The organism is Hypericibacter terrae (genome assembly GCF_008728855.1).
In the GTDB taxonomy this organism is placed as follows: Bacteria; Pseudomonadota; Alphaproteobacteria; order Dongiales; family Dongiaceae; genus Hypericibacter; species Hypericibacter terrae.
On sequence record NZ_CP042906.1, the window covers coordinates 2,602,460 to 2,617,460 of the forward strand.

Below are 15,001 nucleotides of genomic sequence, written 5' to 3' on the forward strand. Positions count from 1 at the left end.
GGCAATTCTCGCGGAAAGTCAAGTGTTTGCGCACATCTCCGCGACTTTGCCGCCGTCCGGCGATGCCGTAACCTGCCCTGGAATTGACGAAGGAATCATTGCCGCGGGGATGAATTTACCATGTTGATCCAACGCGAACGCTCCTGCCTCCTGATCGTCGACATGCAGGAACGCCTGCTACCCGCGATGGCCGGCGTCGAGCCGTTGCTGCATCACGCCGGCATCCTGATCCGTGCGGCGAAACGTCTCGACCTGCCGATCCTGGTCTCGGAGCAGTACCCGAAGGGGCTCGGCCCCACCGATCCGGGCCTGCGGACGCTGCTGGGCAACGAGATCGAGCCCCTGCCCAAGACCCACTTTTCCTGCACGGAGGACCCGGACATCAGGGCCCGGCTTCACGCGCTGGCCCGGGAGCAGGGCCGGGACCAGGTGATCATCCTGGGTGTCGAGGCCCATGTCTGCGTGCTGCAGACGGCGCTGGGCCTGCCGAAGCTGGGGCTGGCGCCCTTTGTCGTCGGCGATGCCGTGGCCTCGCGCCAGCCCGAACGCCGGCAAATGGCGCTCGATCGCATGGCGCGCCACGGGATCGAGATCGTGACCACGGAGATGGCCCTGTTCGAATGGCTGGGCAAGGCCGGCACGCCCGAGTTCAAGGAACTCTCGGCCCTCATTCGCTGAAGCCCCGATCATGGTGCCCGTTCTGCTGTTGCCGGGATCGCTTTGCGACGAGGCTCTCTGGCGTCACCAGATCGACGCCATCGGGGACCGGGTAGAACTGCGCGTCGGCGATCTGACCCAGGACGACAATGTCGCCGCCATGGCGGCGCGCGTTCTGACGGAACTCGCCGGTCCTTTTGCCGTCGTCGGCCATTCCATGGGCGCCTATGTTGCCTTCGAGCTGCTTCGACAAGCGCCCGAGCGGATCGAGCGCCTGGCCCTGCTGGGGGCGAGCGCGCGTCCCGATGCGCCGGCTGAAACCTCGCGGCGGCAGGACCTGCTGGCGATGCGCGAGCGCGTCCCCTTTCGCGGGATCACGCCGCCGCTGATGGCGCTGATGATTCATCGCGATCGCCTGGCCGACACCGCCCTCACGCGCGAGATCGAGGCGATGGCCATGCGGGTGGGGAAGGATGCCTTCCTGCGCCAGTTCCGGGCCATTGTCGGCCGTCCCGACAGCCGGCCGCTGCTGCCATCGATCCGATGCCGGACCTTGATTCTGGCGGGACGGGAAGACGCGCTGGCGCCCTTGGCGGAGCAGGAGGCGCTCGCCGCCGCCATCCCCGGCGCGCGGCTCGAACTCCTCGATCGGTGCGGCCACCTGGCACCGCTGGAGCGGCCTGAAATGGTGACCGCCATGCTCGCTGACTGGCTGACTCTCCCGCCCGGAAAGCTTTCCGCATATTCATAATGACATAAGGATATTTTTATATCATCATGACATCTGTCGATTGGGAGAGCCGCCATGGAACAGCTTCTGGGCCCCTTGCGGGCCGCGGGCGATCCGACCCGCCTCAGACTGCTCGCGGTGCTGGCGCGGGCCGAATTGACCGTGACCGAGCTGACCCAGGTGCTGGGGCAGAGCCAGCCGCGCCTCAGCCGTCACCTCAAGCTCCTCGTCTCCGCCGGCCTGCTCAATCGGTTCCAGGAAGGAAGCTGGGTGTTCTTCCGCCCGGCCGAGAAGGGGGCGGGCGGCGCGCTCGCGCACTTTCTCACCGAACGCATCCGTTCCGACGATCCGACCATCGCGCGTGACCTCGAACGCCTCGCGGTGGTGCGCGAACAGCGCGCCGAGACGGCCGCGGCCTATTTTCGCGGCCGTGCGAACGAATGGAACGAGATCCGCGCCCTGCATATCCCGGAGAAGGATGTCGACGCCGCGATCCTCGATCTGCTGGGCGATATCGCCGGCAGCGATCTGGTCGATCTCGGCACCGGGACCGGGCGCGTTTTGGAATTGCTGGCGCCGCGTGCGAAGAGCGGTGTCGGCGTCGATCTCAGCCGCGAGATGCTCGCGATCGCGCGCCACAGCCTCGATCGCCCGGAGCTGCGCCATGTCCAGATCCGCCAGGGCGATCTCTATGCGTTGCCGCTGGAGAGCGGTTCCGCTGACATCGTCACGCTTCACCTGGTGCTGCATTATCTGGACGACCCCGCCGCGGCCCTGCTCGAGGCGGCCCGGTTGCTGCGCCCCAAGGGCCGGCTGCTGATCGTCGATTTCGCGCCGCACAATCTCGAATTCCTGCGCGACGAGCATGCGCATCGCCGTCTGGGCTTCACCCAGGACGAAATCGCCGGCTGGTGTCGCGATGCCGGCCTCAAGATCGAAGCCACGCGCTCGCTTCAGCCCAAACCGGGCAAGAACGGCGAGCGGTTGACGGTCATGCTCTGGGTCGCGCGCCAGACCGTCGACATCGCGCCGAAGGCGCCACCCGCTTTCGGCAAATTCCAATCCCGAACCAGGAAGGAACGGACCCGATGATTCGCAACCCCGCCCTCATTTCCGATCGCATCAGGGTCTCGTTCGAGTTCTTCCCGCCCAAGACGCGCGAGCATGAGGGCGCCCTGTGGCACACCATCGAGCGGCTGACGGCGATGCAGCCCGATTTCGTGTCGGTGACCTACGGCGCCGGCGGTTCCACGCAGGACCGCACGCTCGCGACCCTGCGCCGCCTGGCGCAACGCACCGAGTTGCCAGCCGCAGGCCATTTGACCTGCGTCGGCAAGAGCAAGGCCGAGGTCGATGCCGTCGCGCGCGATTACTGGGCCGCGGGGATCAGGCGCATCGTGGCGCTGCGGGGCGATGCGCCGGCCGCCCAGGGCCGCTATGCGCCGCATCCGGAAGGGTATCGCGATGCGGCCGACCTGGTGGCCGGCCTGACCCGGATCGGCGATTTCGACATCTCGGTCGCGGCCTATCCCGAGAGCCATCCCGACAGCCCGTCGCCCGAAGCCGATCTCGACAACCTCAAGCGCAAGCTCGATGCCGGCGCGCGGCGGGCCATCACCCAGTTCTTCTTCGAGCCCGAGACCTATCTGCGCTTCATGGATCGGGCACGGGCCGCGGGCATCACGGCGCCGATCATCCCCGGCATCCTGCCGGTCACCAACTTCAGGACAGTGCAGGAGTTCGCCAAGCGCTGCGGCGCCTCGATCCCGGCCTGGCTCGCCCGCACCTTCGAAGGTCTCGACGAAGATCCGGCGACGCGCGAACTAATCGCCGCGACCGTCGCGGTCGATCTATGTCTCAAGCTGCAGACCCAGGGCGTGACCGATTTCCATATCTACACGCTCAATCGCGCCGAGCTGACGCTTGCGATCTGCCATATGCTGGGTTTGCGGTCGGGCTTGCAGCGCCGTCGTCATCGCAGCCATGGCGAGGGCATGGCCGAGCAGGCGACCACCGCTTAGGTTTCGCCCAGCCAGCCCACCACGCTCATGGGACCGGCGGCTCGACGCCGTGATCGGGGTTGTCTTCGGGATTGTTCGGATTGAACAAGGTCATTCCGATCTCGCGGAGGAACGCCTGGAACTTCGGATCGTTCGGATCCTTCACGCCGCTGATGCCTCCCTCCAATGCCGACACCGGCCGGCCGCCGCTGCAGAAGGCGGCGAGGATCTCGATCCGGCCTTCGGGCGTGGGGCCGCCGCCGCCCGCGAGCCCCCACTGGCAGAGCTGAGCCTGCCCGATGACGGGTCCGTTGAAAACCAGCACCACGCGTTCGTCGGGGTAGGGGGGATTGTCGGGCCCCGGCACGAAGGTCGTGGGCCGTCCGAAGTTCGAGCCCTTCAGATCGTCGCGCACGATCTGGTCGAAGTCGGCCTTCGGCAGGGCAGAGGGATTGCCACGAATGACGGTCGGCATTTGCGATCCCTCGGCATGCGTCACATAGAGCTTGGTGCCCGACAGGTATTTCTGCTGGTTGTAGATCACGCCGTTCTCCGCACATCCAGCCAGCCCCGCCAGCGCCAGGCCGACGGCCAGAAGACCAGGCAATGGCAAGCGGACTTTTCGGGGGCGGGCGGAGGCCATGATGGAATCCCGGTTGGAGGGCGCCATTGGCATCGAGGCGCCGTGCGATACCTTGAGGATATGGGCGGAAATGCGCCCTGGAGCAAGCGGGCGCCGCGGCGGCGAAACGAATTTCATCTTTCCGGGACCCGGCCGGTCGGCTGCCTTTCAGGACGACAGGGCCGTCCGCCGGCGCTCTCTCAGCCATTGGAAAACCCGTTGGGGCAGCAGCTTCCCGGCCCAATGCTTCAGGAAGCGCTCATGCTTGCACAGGGCGGCCTTGTCGAGCGGCCAGGTCTGCGCGGCCAGGGCCGCCGTGCCCCAGGCCAGGCGCTCGTTGATCACCGGGATCGCGGCGCGGATACGCCCGACGCAAGCCTCCGGCGCTGCGGTCAGCGTCTCGAAGAAGACGCGCTGCTCCGGTGTCCCAAGTGGAATCTCGAGCTTGCATGCCGGCGGCCACCAGCTGGCGCTCCGTGCGATTTCCGCCAGACGCATGACCGGAGGATTGTCCCGCTCGCGCCAGCGGGCACGGAAATGCAAGGTCGTGGCATCGGGGCAATAAGCGGGTCGCCCCGAGGCGCTGGTCTCGATGATGCGGCGCCAGCAGCTCCAGTCGGCCATCTGCGGTACGTCTTCGGGCCAATAGCCGACGCGCTCGAGAGCGTCGCGCTTATGCATGACGTAGGAGGAGGGGATGTAGTTCTCCGTGGTCATGAAATGGGCGAGCTCGTCCGCGTTCCGGAGATTCAGCGAGAGCGGCAGGATGAAACCGTCCGGACTGCACCAGACGGGTCGGCTATAGACCCAGTCGCCGCCGCTCGCCTCGAGGGTGGCGACGAGCTTGGCAACATGGTCGGGGAACATGATGTCGTCGTCCTGGGCATAGGCGACATATCGGCTCTGGGTTTGGCGCAGGACGATGTTTCGATTGGCGTAGCCGCTCAGCGGCGCCTTCGGCATGTCGAACCAGCGCAGGCGCGGATCCGAGAAGCGCGCGACGACGGCGCGCGTGTCGTCGGCACAGCCGTCGCCGACGACCAGCAACTCGAAATCCGCCTCGGTCTGCGCGAGGACCGACTGAATCGAGTAGCCCAGAACATCGGGGCGGTTATGCGTCGGCAGCAGGATCGAGACGCGGGGCGCCATGGGGGATCGCCGGATCGAGGCCGCGGGAGATCAGAAACGATAGGGAACGATGCGGCTCGCCGCTTCCGAATCCCAGGAGAGATCCAGCGCGTCGGGCCCTTCATAGTCGTACTGCGAGGTTGGCATATTGATGATGACCGCCTCCTCGGTGCCGATGTTCTTCCAACCGTGATAGAGGTTGGGCGGGATGACCAGCAGGCCGGGATTCTTCTCGCTGACCGTGAACTCGTTCACGCGGCCGCAGGTCGGGGAGTCGAGGCGGCCGTCGAAGACCGCGATCTTGACCAGGCCGGACACGACGAAGAGCCGGTCTGTGCTGCGCTGATGCAGGCCCCAGGCCCGGATGCGGCCCGGCATCGTGGTGGTGATATGAACCTGGACGATCGGTCCGCCGATGATGTCCCAACTGGCGCGCGCGACTTCGGTCACGTGGCCATCTTCATGCGGCACGGGCCGGGTTGGCCGGAACTCGATGCCGTGGATGGGATCGAGGCGGAGCGCGCCCCGTTCGTTGACGGCCGAATGCTTGGCGACGAGCTCGTTGCCGCCGATCAGCCCACGCAGCGCGACGTCAGTTGAATCCTGGACTGCCATGCCGAATTCCCCCCGATAAATGGCGGGCGCATCAGCCAAACCGCGCTCTTGAGGGACCGTATTGCAGATTTGCCCACACGGCAATCGTCTCGCGCTCACGCTAGCGGCGCACCGGCGGAAACTGAAGAGGATTTGAAGCGGTGGATGGGCCGCCCTAAGCTTAGGGCCCGATCAGCGCGCAGGTCTCGCCCTGGCCGGCAAAGGTCAGCAGCCGGATGGCGCCATCGAGATCGATCTCGAGATACATATCGCGCGCCCCGGTCTCGAAATACGCCGCGAACAAGGCGGCCGTTCCGGTGCTGGCCACCGGCAGACTCAACCGCTGCAGGGAGCCGAAACGCTGGCGGCAATCCGAGAGCCGCTCGGCCAGGGCCTCGGTCGAAACCTTGGCCGCCAGCGCTTCGCTCACGCGGGTATAGAGCCCGATCCCATCCTCCGCATTGTAGAGCTCGAGGATCGCGAGCGAGACATCGCGCAGCGTGGCGCGCGTGACCTCGGCATTCGCGTGGCCGCCCGCGAGAGTCCAACCCGCGAGGACGGCACAGAGAATGAGCAATCGCTGGTTCATGGCCGCGGGGAATGAGGGGAGGGCAGTCCGGCGCCGATCATGGCACAGGATCGGATTTCTGAGAAAGCGCTCGATCCAGAGACGTATCGTCGAACCGGCGAGGCGCTTCTCCGGCCGGTACGTGCCGAGACGAAGGCGTTACACGTCCAGTTCTTGCACCTTCGACGCGTTCTCCTGGATGAACTGGAAACGCAGCTCGGGTTTGCGGCCCATCAGCCGCTCCACCAGATCGGCGGTGTTGCGCGCACCCTCGCGATCCTCGCCGAACTTGTCGGGCACGGACACGCGCAGCAGCGTGCGTTTGGCCGGGTCCATTGTGGTTTCCTTGAGCTGCTGCGCCGGCATCTCGCCCAGCCCCTTGAAGCGGCTGATCTCGACCTTGCCGCGGCCCTTGAAGGCCGTTTCCATCAGCTCGTCCTTGTGCCGGTCGTCGCGGGCATAGACGGAGGTGCCGCCCTGGGTCAGCCGGTAGAGCGGGGGCTGCGCGAGATAGAGATGCCCCTTTTCGATGAGGCCCGGCATCTCGCGATAGAAGAAGGTCATCAGCAGCGATGCGATATGGGCGCCGTCCACGTCGGCGTCGGTCATGATGATGATGCGCTCGTAGCGCAGCTTGGCGGCATCGAACTTGTCCCGGCTGCCGCAGCCCAGCGCCTGAATCAGGTCGATCAGCTCCTGGTTCTGCGACAGCTTGTCGGCCGAGGCGCTGGCGACGTTGAGGATCTTGCCGCGCAAGGGCAGCACGGCCTGGGTCTCGCGGCTGCGGGCCTGCTTGGCCGAGCCGCCGGCGGAATCGCCCTCGACCAGGAACAGCTCGGTGCCTTCTGCGGAATCGCGGCTGCAATCGGTGAGCTTGCCGGGCAGGCGAAGCTTGCGGGTCGCGGTCTTGCGGCTGAGCTCCTTGTCCTGGCGCTTGCGCAAGCGTTCCTCGGCGCGCTCGACCATATAGTCCAGGAGATCGCGCGCACGGTTCGGATCGTCCGACAGCCAGTGATCGAAATGATCCTTGAGCGAGGCGTCGACCAGCTTCTGCGCCTCCACGGACGCCAGCTTCTCCTTGGTCTGCCCCTGGAACTGCGGCTCGCGGATGAAGATCGAGAGCAGCGACACGGCATTGCCGCAGAGATCCTCGGCGGTGATCTGCGCGGCCTTGCGGTTGCCGACCAGCTCGCCATAGGCCTTGAGCGACCGCGTCAGGCCGGAACGCATCCCGGCCTCGTGGGTGCCGCCTTCGGGCGTCGGCACGGTGTTGCAGTACGCGCTGAAATAGGGATCCTGGTCGACCGGCCAGGCCAGCGCCCATTCGACCCGGCCCTGCTCGTCCGGAAATTCGGCGCGGCCGGTGAAGGGCGTCGCCGTCACCGTCTGGCGGCCTTCGAGCGTCGAGGCGAGGAAGTCGCCCAGGCCGCCGGGGAAATGGAACGTCTCCTCGGCCGGCGTCTTGTCGTCGCCCTTGAGCAGGCTCGGATCGCAGCGCCAGCGGATCTCGACGCCGCGGAAGAGATAGGCCTTGGAGCGCGCCATCCGGTAGAGCCGTTCGGGACGGAAATGGACGCTGTTGCCGAAGATCTTCGGGTCGGGATGGAAGGTGACGGCCGTGCCGCGCCGGTTCGCCGTGTCGCCGGTCTTCTTCAGCTTCGTGACAGGCACGCCGCGCTCATAGCTCTGCAGATAGACCTGCTTGTCGCGCGCGACCTCGACGCTGAGCTTGTCGGAGAGCGCGTTGACGACCGAGAGGCCGACGCCGTGCAGGCCGCCGGAGGTGGTGTAGACCTTGCCGCCGAACTTGCCGCCCGAATGGAGGGTGGTGAGGATCACCTCGAGCGCCGACTTGCTCTTGAACTTGGGATGCGGATCGACCGGGATGCCGCGGCCGTTGTCGGTGATGGTGACCGTGTCGCCGGCGGCGAGTTCGACCTCGATGCGGTTGGCGTAGCCCGCCACCGCCTCGTCCATCGAGTTGTCCAGCACCTCGGCCACGAGGTGATGCAGCGCCCGCTCGTCGGTGCCGCCGATATACATGCCGGGGCGCCGGCGCACGGGGTCGAGGCCCTCGAGGACCTCGATGTCCTTGGCGGTGTATTCGGCCGCCTTGCCGCGCGGCCCGTTCGAAAAGAGATCGTTCATGGCGGCGGATTATAGGAAGGACCACCGGCGGCACAAGCAACATGCTGGGGCCGGTACCGGTATCTCCCACAAGATGCTGGGGAAATTGGCAAGACTCTCCCTCGACAGCCGGGACCCCGAAAGGCCAGACTGGCCGCCGTCATGACCGAGACTCGCAATCCCGATTCTTCCGCCATCGCCCGCCTGCATGAAGGCCTTCCGGACCTCGATCCCGCCATCCGGACGCTCGCCATGCCGGCCGACGCCAACGCCAACGGCGACATCTTCGGCGGGTGGCTGATGGCCCAGATGGACATCGCCGGCGCCGTCGCGGCGATCCGTCGCGCCCAGGGCAGGGTCGCGACCGTGGCCGTGGACGCGATGGCGTTTCACCGGCCGGTGATGATCGGCGATCTCCTGAGCTGCTATGCGACGGTTGTGAAGGTCGGGCGCTCTTCCATGGCCGTGGACATCGAAAGCTGGGTCCAGCGCCGGCATACCGGCAAGGCGGAGAAGGTGACCCAGGGGCGCTTCACCTATGTGGCGATCGACGAGACCGGCCGGCCGCGGCCGGTGCCGAAGGAATAGGACCGTTTCCGCCATAGTTGGTTAAGGGATCGTCAAGGCCTCGGTTGCAAGCTGTTCTCGGTTCATCGGCGCGGATCGGGCTCTTTCCGGAGCCGAGCCGAAGATCGGGAGCGTCGCCGCCTTGGTCAAACGTCAAACATTCCGGTTCGCGATCATCAGCGGCTGCATCCTGCTGATCGCCGGGGCCGTGCTCGGGCTGATCCATCGCAGTGCGTCGCTCGAAAGGCTCGAGGCGATGGCCGAGCGCCAGAACGTCGCCTTGACGAAGGTCTTCGCCAACGCCGCCTGGAGCGATTTCCGCAGCTATGTGGCCAAGGCCGGCCTCTCCGATCCCGAGGCGCTGCGCAACACCGCTGAAGTGGATGCGTTGGGCCAGCGCATCAAGGCGCTGATGCAGGGCTCCTCCATCGCCAAGGTCAAGCTCTACGACAAGGAAGGGCTGACGGTCTATTCGACCGACCGGGCCGAGATCGGCATCCGCAAGCGCAACGAAGGCTTCGAGGAAGCCAAGGCCGGCGGCATCGCCAACGAAATCGAGCGCAAGGATCAGATGCTGTCCTTCGACGGCGTCGTGACCGACCGCAACGTGGTTTCCACTTATCTCCCGCTCTTCGCGCCCGGCAGCCCGACCGAGGTCGAGGCCGTCATCGAAGTCTATGACGACGTCACCGACATCGTGACGGCGATCGACAATGACGAGATGTTCGCCGCCGGCATCCTCGCTGCGGTTCAGCTCCTGATCTATCTGGGGCTGGTGGTGATCGTTTATCGCAGCGACCAGGCCGTGGCGCGCGCCCATGGCCGCGAGCTCAAGCTCTCCGCCGCCGCCGCGCGGGCCGAGGCCGCGAGTCAGGCCAAGTCCGAGTTCCTGGCGAATATGAGCCACGAGCTGCGCACGCCCCTCAACGCCATCATCGGCTTCGCCGAGGTGATCAAGAACGGCGTGATGGGGCCGGTGCAGCCCCCGGTCTATCAGAGCTATCTCGACGACATCTGGACCGCGGCGACCCATCTGGGCCGCGTCATCAACGACATCCTAGACCTGACCAAGGCCGAGGCGGGCAAGATGCAGGTCGAGCGCAGCGACTTCAATGTGGGCGAGATCCTCGACCGGGTCCGGCGCATCATGCAGGAGCAGGCGATCCGGGCCCGCGTGGCGCTCGAGATCGAGGCCGCGCCCGTGCCGGTGCGGGTCACCAGCGACGAACGCAAGATCCAGCAGATTCTCCTCAACCTGCTCTCCAACGCGATCAAGTTCACGCCGCCCGACGGCCGCGTGACCATGAGCGCGCTGCGCCAGCTCGACGGGATCGAGATCGCGGTGCGCGACAGCGGGATCGGCATGACCGCCGACGAGATCCCGATCGCGCTTTCGCCCTTCGGCCAGGTGGACAGCTCGCTCAGCCGCAAATATGAGGGCACCGGCATCGGCCTGCCGTTGTCCCGGCGCCTGGCGCAGCTGCTGGGCGGCGACCTGGCGATCTCGAGCGAGAAGGGGGCCGGCACCGTGGTGCGGATCCGGATTCCCGATCGTGCCGCCGCCAACAGCTCCGCCGCCAAGACGACCGTCGCCGCGGCCTAGTCCGTTCTCTTCGACTCTCTTCCGGCCCGCAAAGAAAGAGGCCGCCTCCACTCTTGCGAGCGAAGGCGGCCCAGGGCAACGGCCTCAACACGCGATGCCTGGCAGCATCGCACCAGGGAAGGCCGTCAGACGCTGTAGTACAGCTTGAACTCGAGCGGATGCGGGGTCATCTCGTAGTCGTGGACTTCCTCCCACCGCAGCTCGAGATAGGCGCTGATGAAGTCGTCGGTGAAGACATCGCCCTTCTTGAGGAACGCATTGTCCTTCTCCAGGCTCTCGAGCGCTTCGCGCAGCGAACCGCAGACGGTGGGAACGTTCTTCAGTTCCTCGGGCGGCAGGTCGTAGAGGTTCTTGTCCATCGGGTCGCCCGGATGGATCTTGTTCATGATGCCGTCGAGACCCGCCATCAGCATGGCCGCATAGGCGAGATAGGGGTTGGCGCCCGGATCCGGGAACCGGACCTCGACGCGCTTGCCCTTCGGGTTCGCCACGAACGGAATGCGGCAGGAGGCGGAACGGTTGCGCGAGGAATAGGCCAGCAGCACCGGCGCCTCGTAACCGGGCACTAGGCGCTTGTAGCTGTTGGTGAGCGGGTTGGTGAAGGCGTTCAGCGCCTTGGCGTGCTTGATGATGCCGCCGATGTAATAGAGCGCCGTCTCCGACAGATCCGCATAGCCATTGCCGGCGAAGAGCGGCTGCCCGTTCTTCCAGATCGACTGATGGACGTGCATGCCCGAGCCGTTGTCGCCCTTGACCGGCTTCGGCATGAAGGTCGCCGTCTTGCCGTAGGAATGCGCGACGTTGTGGACGCAGTATTTGTAGATCTGCATCCCGTCGGCGATTTTGGTCAGGGTGTCGAACTTGATGCCCAGCTCATGCTGGCTCGGCGCCACCTCGTGATGATGCTTCTCGACCGTCACGCCCATCTCGGCGATGGTCGAGAGCATCTCGGCGCGAAGATCGCCGCCGCTGTCCAGCGGCGCCACCGGAAAGTAGCCGCCTTTGACGAGCGGACGATGGCCGTGATTGCCTTCTTCCATCTTGCGGCCGCTGACATAGGGGCCCTCGTCAGAGGAGAACTCGACGAAGGTGCGGTTCATCGAGACTTCGTAGCGCATGTCGTCGAACACGAAGAACTCGGCCTCGGGCCCCATGAAGGCGGTGTCGCCGATGCCGGTGCTCTTCAGGTAGGTTTCGGCCGCCTTGGCGATCGAGCGCGGATCGCGGCCGTAATTCTGGCCAGTGAGCGGCTCCACGATGTCGCAGAACACGACCAGCGAAGTCTGGGCGGCGAAGGGATCGAGGATCGCCGTGTCGCAGTCCGGCATCAGGATCATGTCGGACTCGTTGATGGCCTTCCAGCCGGCGATCGAAGAGCCGTCGAACATCACGCCTTCGGTCAGCATGTCCTCGTCGACGGTGATGACCGCCTGGGCGATGTGGTGCCATTTGCCGCGCGGATCGGTGAAGCGGAAATCGACATATTTGACGTCATGCTCCTTGATCATCGCGAGGAGCTTCTTCGGATCGGACATGTGTGCGTCTTCCCTGGGTCTGTTGGGTTCGTGTTGTTTGTGGGTCTGGTGTAATCGTTGTCGGTTACGGCGTGATGGGCATGTCGGCAGGTCGATCAGATGGCGTCCGCACCGCGTTCGCCGGTCCGGATGCGGATGACCTCGTCGATCGTCGAGACGAAGATCTTGCCGTCGCCGATGCGCCCGGTGCGCGCCGCCTGCGTGATGGCCTCGACGGCACGCTCGACGAGCGCGTCCTCGAGAATCACCTCGATCTTCACCTTGGGGAGGAAATCGACCACATACTCCGCGCCGCGATAGAGCTCGGTATGGCCCTTCTGGCGGCCGAAGCCTTTGGCCTCGGTAACGGTAATTCCCTTGATCCCAACTTCGTGCAGGGCGTCCTTCACGTCGTCGAGCTTGAAGGGCTTGATGATGGCTTCGATCTTCTTCATGAGTGACACGTCCTGGGCTTGTGCCGAGCTGCCGGATAGCGGCTCTCGCGCGCCAGAAAGCACAGCGCGTGCCAGCCGGCGGGGCATTGGTTTGCCTAAGATATTTTCGCCGCTCTCAAGTTCGATGCCTGTTTTTTAGGCAACCTGGCGCGAGAACAGGCAGGGATTTGCGGCGGCATTGCGCAGCGGGAGCGAAGGCCATGACAAGGTTGGAAAGTTTCGCCGGATCGGTCTGGCCGCCGCCGCTCGCTCCCGCCGATCAGGCCCGTGCGACCGAAGCGCTCGAGGCCGGCCAGATCCTCTATTTCCCGACGCTCGCTTTCGCGATCGAGCCGGAGGAACGGCGCTTCCTGGCGGATGGCTGGTCGGCCGCCGCCAAGAACATCAGCTACGATCCGGCGCGCGGGACGCTCGGCGGCACCAAGGCGCAAGGCGAGGATGCCGCCGGCCTGATGCGGCTGATGGCGCGCTATGCACAGGCGAGCCAGGCGCTCATCGAAGCCGCGATCCCGATCTATCGCGGCCGGCTCGAGATGGCGCGAACCAGCTTCCGTCCGGTCGAGATCGCGGGACGTGCGAGCTCGCCGCGTCACGACGACACGAAGCTGCATATCGACGCCTTTCCGTCGCGGCCCACCGCCGGCCGGCGCATCCTCAGGGTCTTCAGCAATATCGATCCCCAGGGGCAACCCAGGCAGTGGCGCGTCGGCGCGCCCTTCGCCGCCACCGCGCGGCAGTTCTATCCGCGCCTGCCGCAGGCCGTTCCCGGAAGCGCCATGGCCCATGCGGTGCTGGGCCTGACCAAGGGCCGTCGGCGCGCCTATGACCATTACATGCTCAAGCTCCATGACGCGATGAAGCGGGACGAGAGCTATCAGCAGGACCGTGGGATCGAGACGGTCGCCTTCCCCGTGGGCTCGAGCTGGATCGTTTTCACCGACCAGGTGGCGCATGCGGCAACCGCCGGGCGCCATGCGCTGGAGCAGACCTTTCATCTCGATCCCGCCCAAATGAAACACCCCGAGCGTTCGCCGCTCAGGGTGCTGGAAGGCTTGGCGGGACGAGAGCTGGTTTAGAACTAGCGGGGGAATCCCTTCCCCCGCTTGCGGGGGAAGGCTAGGAAGGAGGGAATACTCGCTGCAAGCAGTGGCGCCATCCCCCTCCTTGATCCTCCCCCTGAAGAAGGGGGAGGAGACAGACTCCAACTTCTACGACCTTTACGCCGTCCTTTTCAGGCCGCCTTGCGCTGGGCCAGCCAGTCGCCGAAGCGGCGCATCGCCTCGGCGATGTTCTCGAGGCTGTTGGCGTAGGAGACGCGCAGGTAACCTTCGCCATAGCTGCCGAAGCTGGTGCCGGCGATGGTGGCGACGCCGGCATCGTTCAGGAGGCCGCCTTCGACCTGCTTGGCGGTAAGGCCGATCTTGCTGATGTTCGGAAACACATAGAAGGCGCCCAGGGCGTCGACGCAGGAGACGCCCGGCAGCTTGTTGAGCGCGCCCACCACGAACCGGCGGCGCTCGTCGAACGCCTTGCACATCTTGGCGACGTCGTCCTTGGGACCGGTGAGGGCCGCGAGGCCGGCATACTGCGCCGAAGCGTTGACGCAGGAATGGCAGTTGATGGCAAGGCGCGTGGCGAGCTCGGCCAGCTTGCCCGGCCACACCGCGTAGCCCATGCGCCAGCCGGTCATCGCGTAGGTCTTGGACCAGCCATCGAGCATGATCAGGCGGTCGCGCAGCTGCTCGAAGCGGAGCAGGCTCAGATGCTTGCGGCCCTCATAGAGGATCTCGCTATAGATCTCGTCCGACATGATCGCGACGTTGGGGAACTTCTCGAGACCCTTCACCAGCTTCTCGACCTCGGCATCGGCGGTGACGCCGCCGGTCGGATTGGCCGGGCTGTTGATGATGATCAGACGGGTCTTGTCCGTAATCCGCGAGAGCAGATCGTCCGCGGAGAAGCCGAAGCCGTTCTTCTCCAGGAGCGGCAAGGGCACCGCCTTGGCACCGGTGAAGTTGATCGCGGATTCGTAAATCGGGAAGCCGGGGTTCGGATAAATGATCTCGGCACCGGGCTCGCCGAACATGAGGATGGCGAAGAACATCGTCACCTTGCCGCCGGGGACCACCACGACCTGGGCGGGATCGATCGTCACGCCATGGCGGCGATGCAGGTCGGCCGAGACCGCCTCGCGCAGCTGCGGGATGCCGTTGGCCGGGGTGTAGCCGTGATGGCCGTCCTTCAGCGCCTTGATGGCCGCGTCGACGATATGGGCCGGCGTCTTGAAGTCGGGCTGGCCGATGCCGAGGTTGATGATGCTCTTGCCCGCGGCCGCGAGCGCATTGGCGCGCGCCAGCACTTCGAAGGCGGATTCGGTGCCGAGGCGGCTCATGCCGGAGGCGAGTTGCAGCATTGTCCCCTGATCTCCCTGATGGA

The 15,001-nt window shown here is 65.7% G+C and carries 15 protein-coding genes; 7 read left to right on the forward strand and 8 right to left on the reverse strand.

The window, feature by feature from the left end; all coding sequences use genetic code 11:
- The first annotated feature begins 120 nt into the window (after positions 1-120).
- From FRZ44_RS11835 to metF, 4 genes are read left to right on the forward strand one after another with little or no spacing between them, the layout of a single operon-like run.
- Positions 121-678: a hydrolase gene (locus FRZ44_RS11835; RefSeq protein WP_151177379.1), complete on the forward strand. Its 558-nt coding sequence runs from the start codon at positions 121-123 to the stop codon at positions 676-678.
- A 10-nt stretch (positions 679-688) separates the two neighbouring features.
- Positions 689-1,408, forward strand: coding sequence for an alpha/beta fold hydrolase (locus FRZ44_RS11840; protein ID WP_151177380.1), 720 nt, complete (start codon positions 689-691; stop codon positions 1,406-1,408).
- Positions 1,409-1,462: 54 nt separating this feature from the next.
- Positions 1,463-2,479: an ArsR/SmtB family transcription factor gene (locus tag FRZ44_RS11845; protein WP_151177381.1), complete on the forward strand. Its 1,017-nt coding sequence runs from the start codon at positions 1,463-1,465 to the stop codon at positions 2,477-2,479.
- Positions 2,476-3,408, forward strand: a complete 933-nt coding sequence (gene metF / locus FRZ44_RS11850; protein WP_151177382.1) for a methylenetetrahydrofolate reductase [NAD(P)H] — start codon at positions 2,476-2,478, stop codon at positions 3,406-3,408. The genes FRZ44_RS11845 and metF overlap by 4 nt, the downstream gene beginning before the upstream one ends.
- 25 nt (positions 3,409-3,433) lie before the next feature.
- On the opposite strand, the gene FRZ44_RS11855 is transcribed toward metF, so the two are convergent.
- The 5 genes from FRZ44_RS11855 to parE all read right to left on the reverse strand — a co-directional run bounded on the left by FRZ44_RS11855 (position 3,434) and on the right by parE (position 8,447).
- A complete protein-coding gene (locus FRZ44_RS11855) occupies positions 3,434-4,030 on the reverse strand; it encodes a hypothetical protein (protein ID WP_151177383.1) in 597 nt (198 codons plus the stop codon).
- 147 nt (positions 4,031-4,177) lie between these two features.
- Positions 4,178-5,158: a glycosyltransferase family 2 protein gene (locus FRZ44_RS11860; RefSeq protein WP_151177384.1), complete on the reverse strand. Its 981-nt coding sequence runs from the start codon at positions 5,156-5,158 to the stop codon at positions 4,178-4,180.
- Positions 5,159-5,188: 30 nt separating this feature from the next.
- On the reverse strand, positions 5,189-5,752 hold the full coding sequence (locus tag FRZ44_RS11865) for a polysaccharide biosynthesis C-terminal domain-containing protein (protein WP_151177385.1): 564 nt from the start codon (positions 5,750-5,752) through the stop codon (positions 5,189-5,191).
- 160 nt (positions 5,753-5,912) lie between these two features.
- Positions 5,913-6,320 (reverse strand): hypothetical protein, encoded by a 408-nt coding sequence (locus tag FRZ44_RS11870; RefSeq protein WP_151177386.1) that lies wholly within the window; start codon positions 6,318-6,320, stop codon positions 5,913-5,915.
- A 138-nt stretch (positions 6,321-6,458) separates the two neighbouring features.
- Positions 6,459-8,447 carry a DNA topoisomerase IV subunit B gene (parE, locus tag FRZ44_RS11875; protein ID WP_151177387.1) on the reverse strand — a complete coding sequence of 663 codons (1,989 nt, stop codon included), beginning with the start codon at positions 8,445-8,447 and terminating at the stop codon, positions 6,459-6,461.
- Positions 8,448-8,588: 141 nt separating this feature from the next.
- Between parE and FRZ44_RS11880 the strand changes: the two genes are divergently transcribed.
- Positions 8,589-9,014 (forward strand): acyl-CoA thioesterase, encoded by a 426-nt coding sequence (locus FRZ44_RS11880; RefSeq protein WP_151177388.1) that lies wholly within the window; start codon positions 8,589-8,591, stop codon positions 9,012-9,014.
- Between the two features lie 121 nt (positions 9,015-9,135).
- The gene (locus tag FRZ44_RS11885) at positions 9,136-10,596 is read left to right on the forward strand and encodes a sensor histidine kinase (protein ID WP_151177389.1); all 1,461 of its coding nucleotides are present in this window, start codon (positions 9,136-9,138) and stop codon (positions 10,594-10,596) included.
- Positions 10,597-10,721: 125 nt separating this feature from the next.
- On the opposite strand, the gene glnA is transcribed toward FRZ44_RS11885, so the two are convergent.
- Together glnA and FRZ44_RS11895 are read right to left on the reverse strand one after the other, a co-directional pair.
- The gene (gene glnA / locus FRZ44_RS11890; protein ID WP_151177390.1) at positions 10,722-12,131 is read right to left on the reverse strand and encodes a type I glutamate--ammonia ligase; all 1,410 of its coding nucleotides are present in this window, start codon (positions 12,129-12,131) and stop codon (positions 10,722-10,724) included.
- Positions 12,132-12,226: 95 nt separating this feature from the next.
- Complete coding sequence (locus FRZ44_RS11895; protein ID WP_151177391.1) at positions 12,227-12,565, reverse strand: P-II family nitrogen regulator; 339 nt, start codon at positions 12,563-12,565, stop codon at positions 12,227-12,229.
- Positions 12,566-12,765: 200 nt separating this feature from the next.
- On the opposite strand from FRZ44_RS11895, the gene FRZ44_RS11900 reads away from it, so the two are divergent.
- Positions 12,766-13,641: a Kdo hydroxylase family protein gene (locus FRZ44_RS11900; protein ID WP_151177392.1), complete on the forward strand. Its 876-nt coding sequence runs from the start codon at positions 12,766-12,768 to the stop codon at positions 13,639-13,641.
- 155 nt (positions 13,642-13,796) lie between these two features.
- On the opposite strand, the gene FRZ44_RS11905 is transcribed toward FRZ44_RS11900, so the two are convergent.
- Positions 13,797-14,978, reverse strand: coding sequence for a pyridoxal phosphate-dependent aminotransferase (locus FRZ44_RS11905; RefSeq protein WP_151177393.1), 1,182 nt, complete (start codon positions 14,976-14,978; stop codon positions 13,797-13,799).
- Between the last annotated feature and the right edge of the window lie 23 nt (positions 14,979-15,001).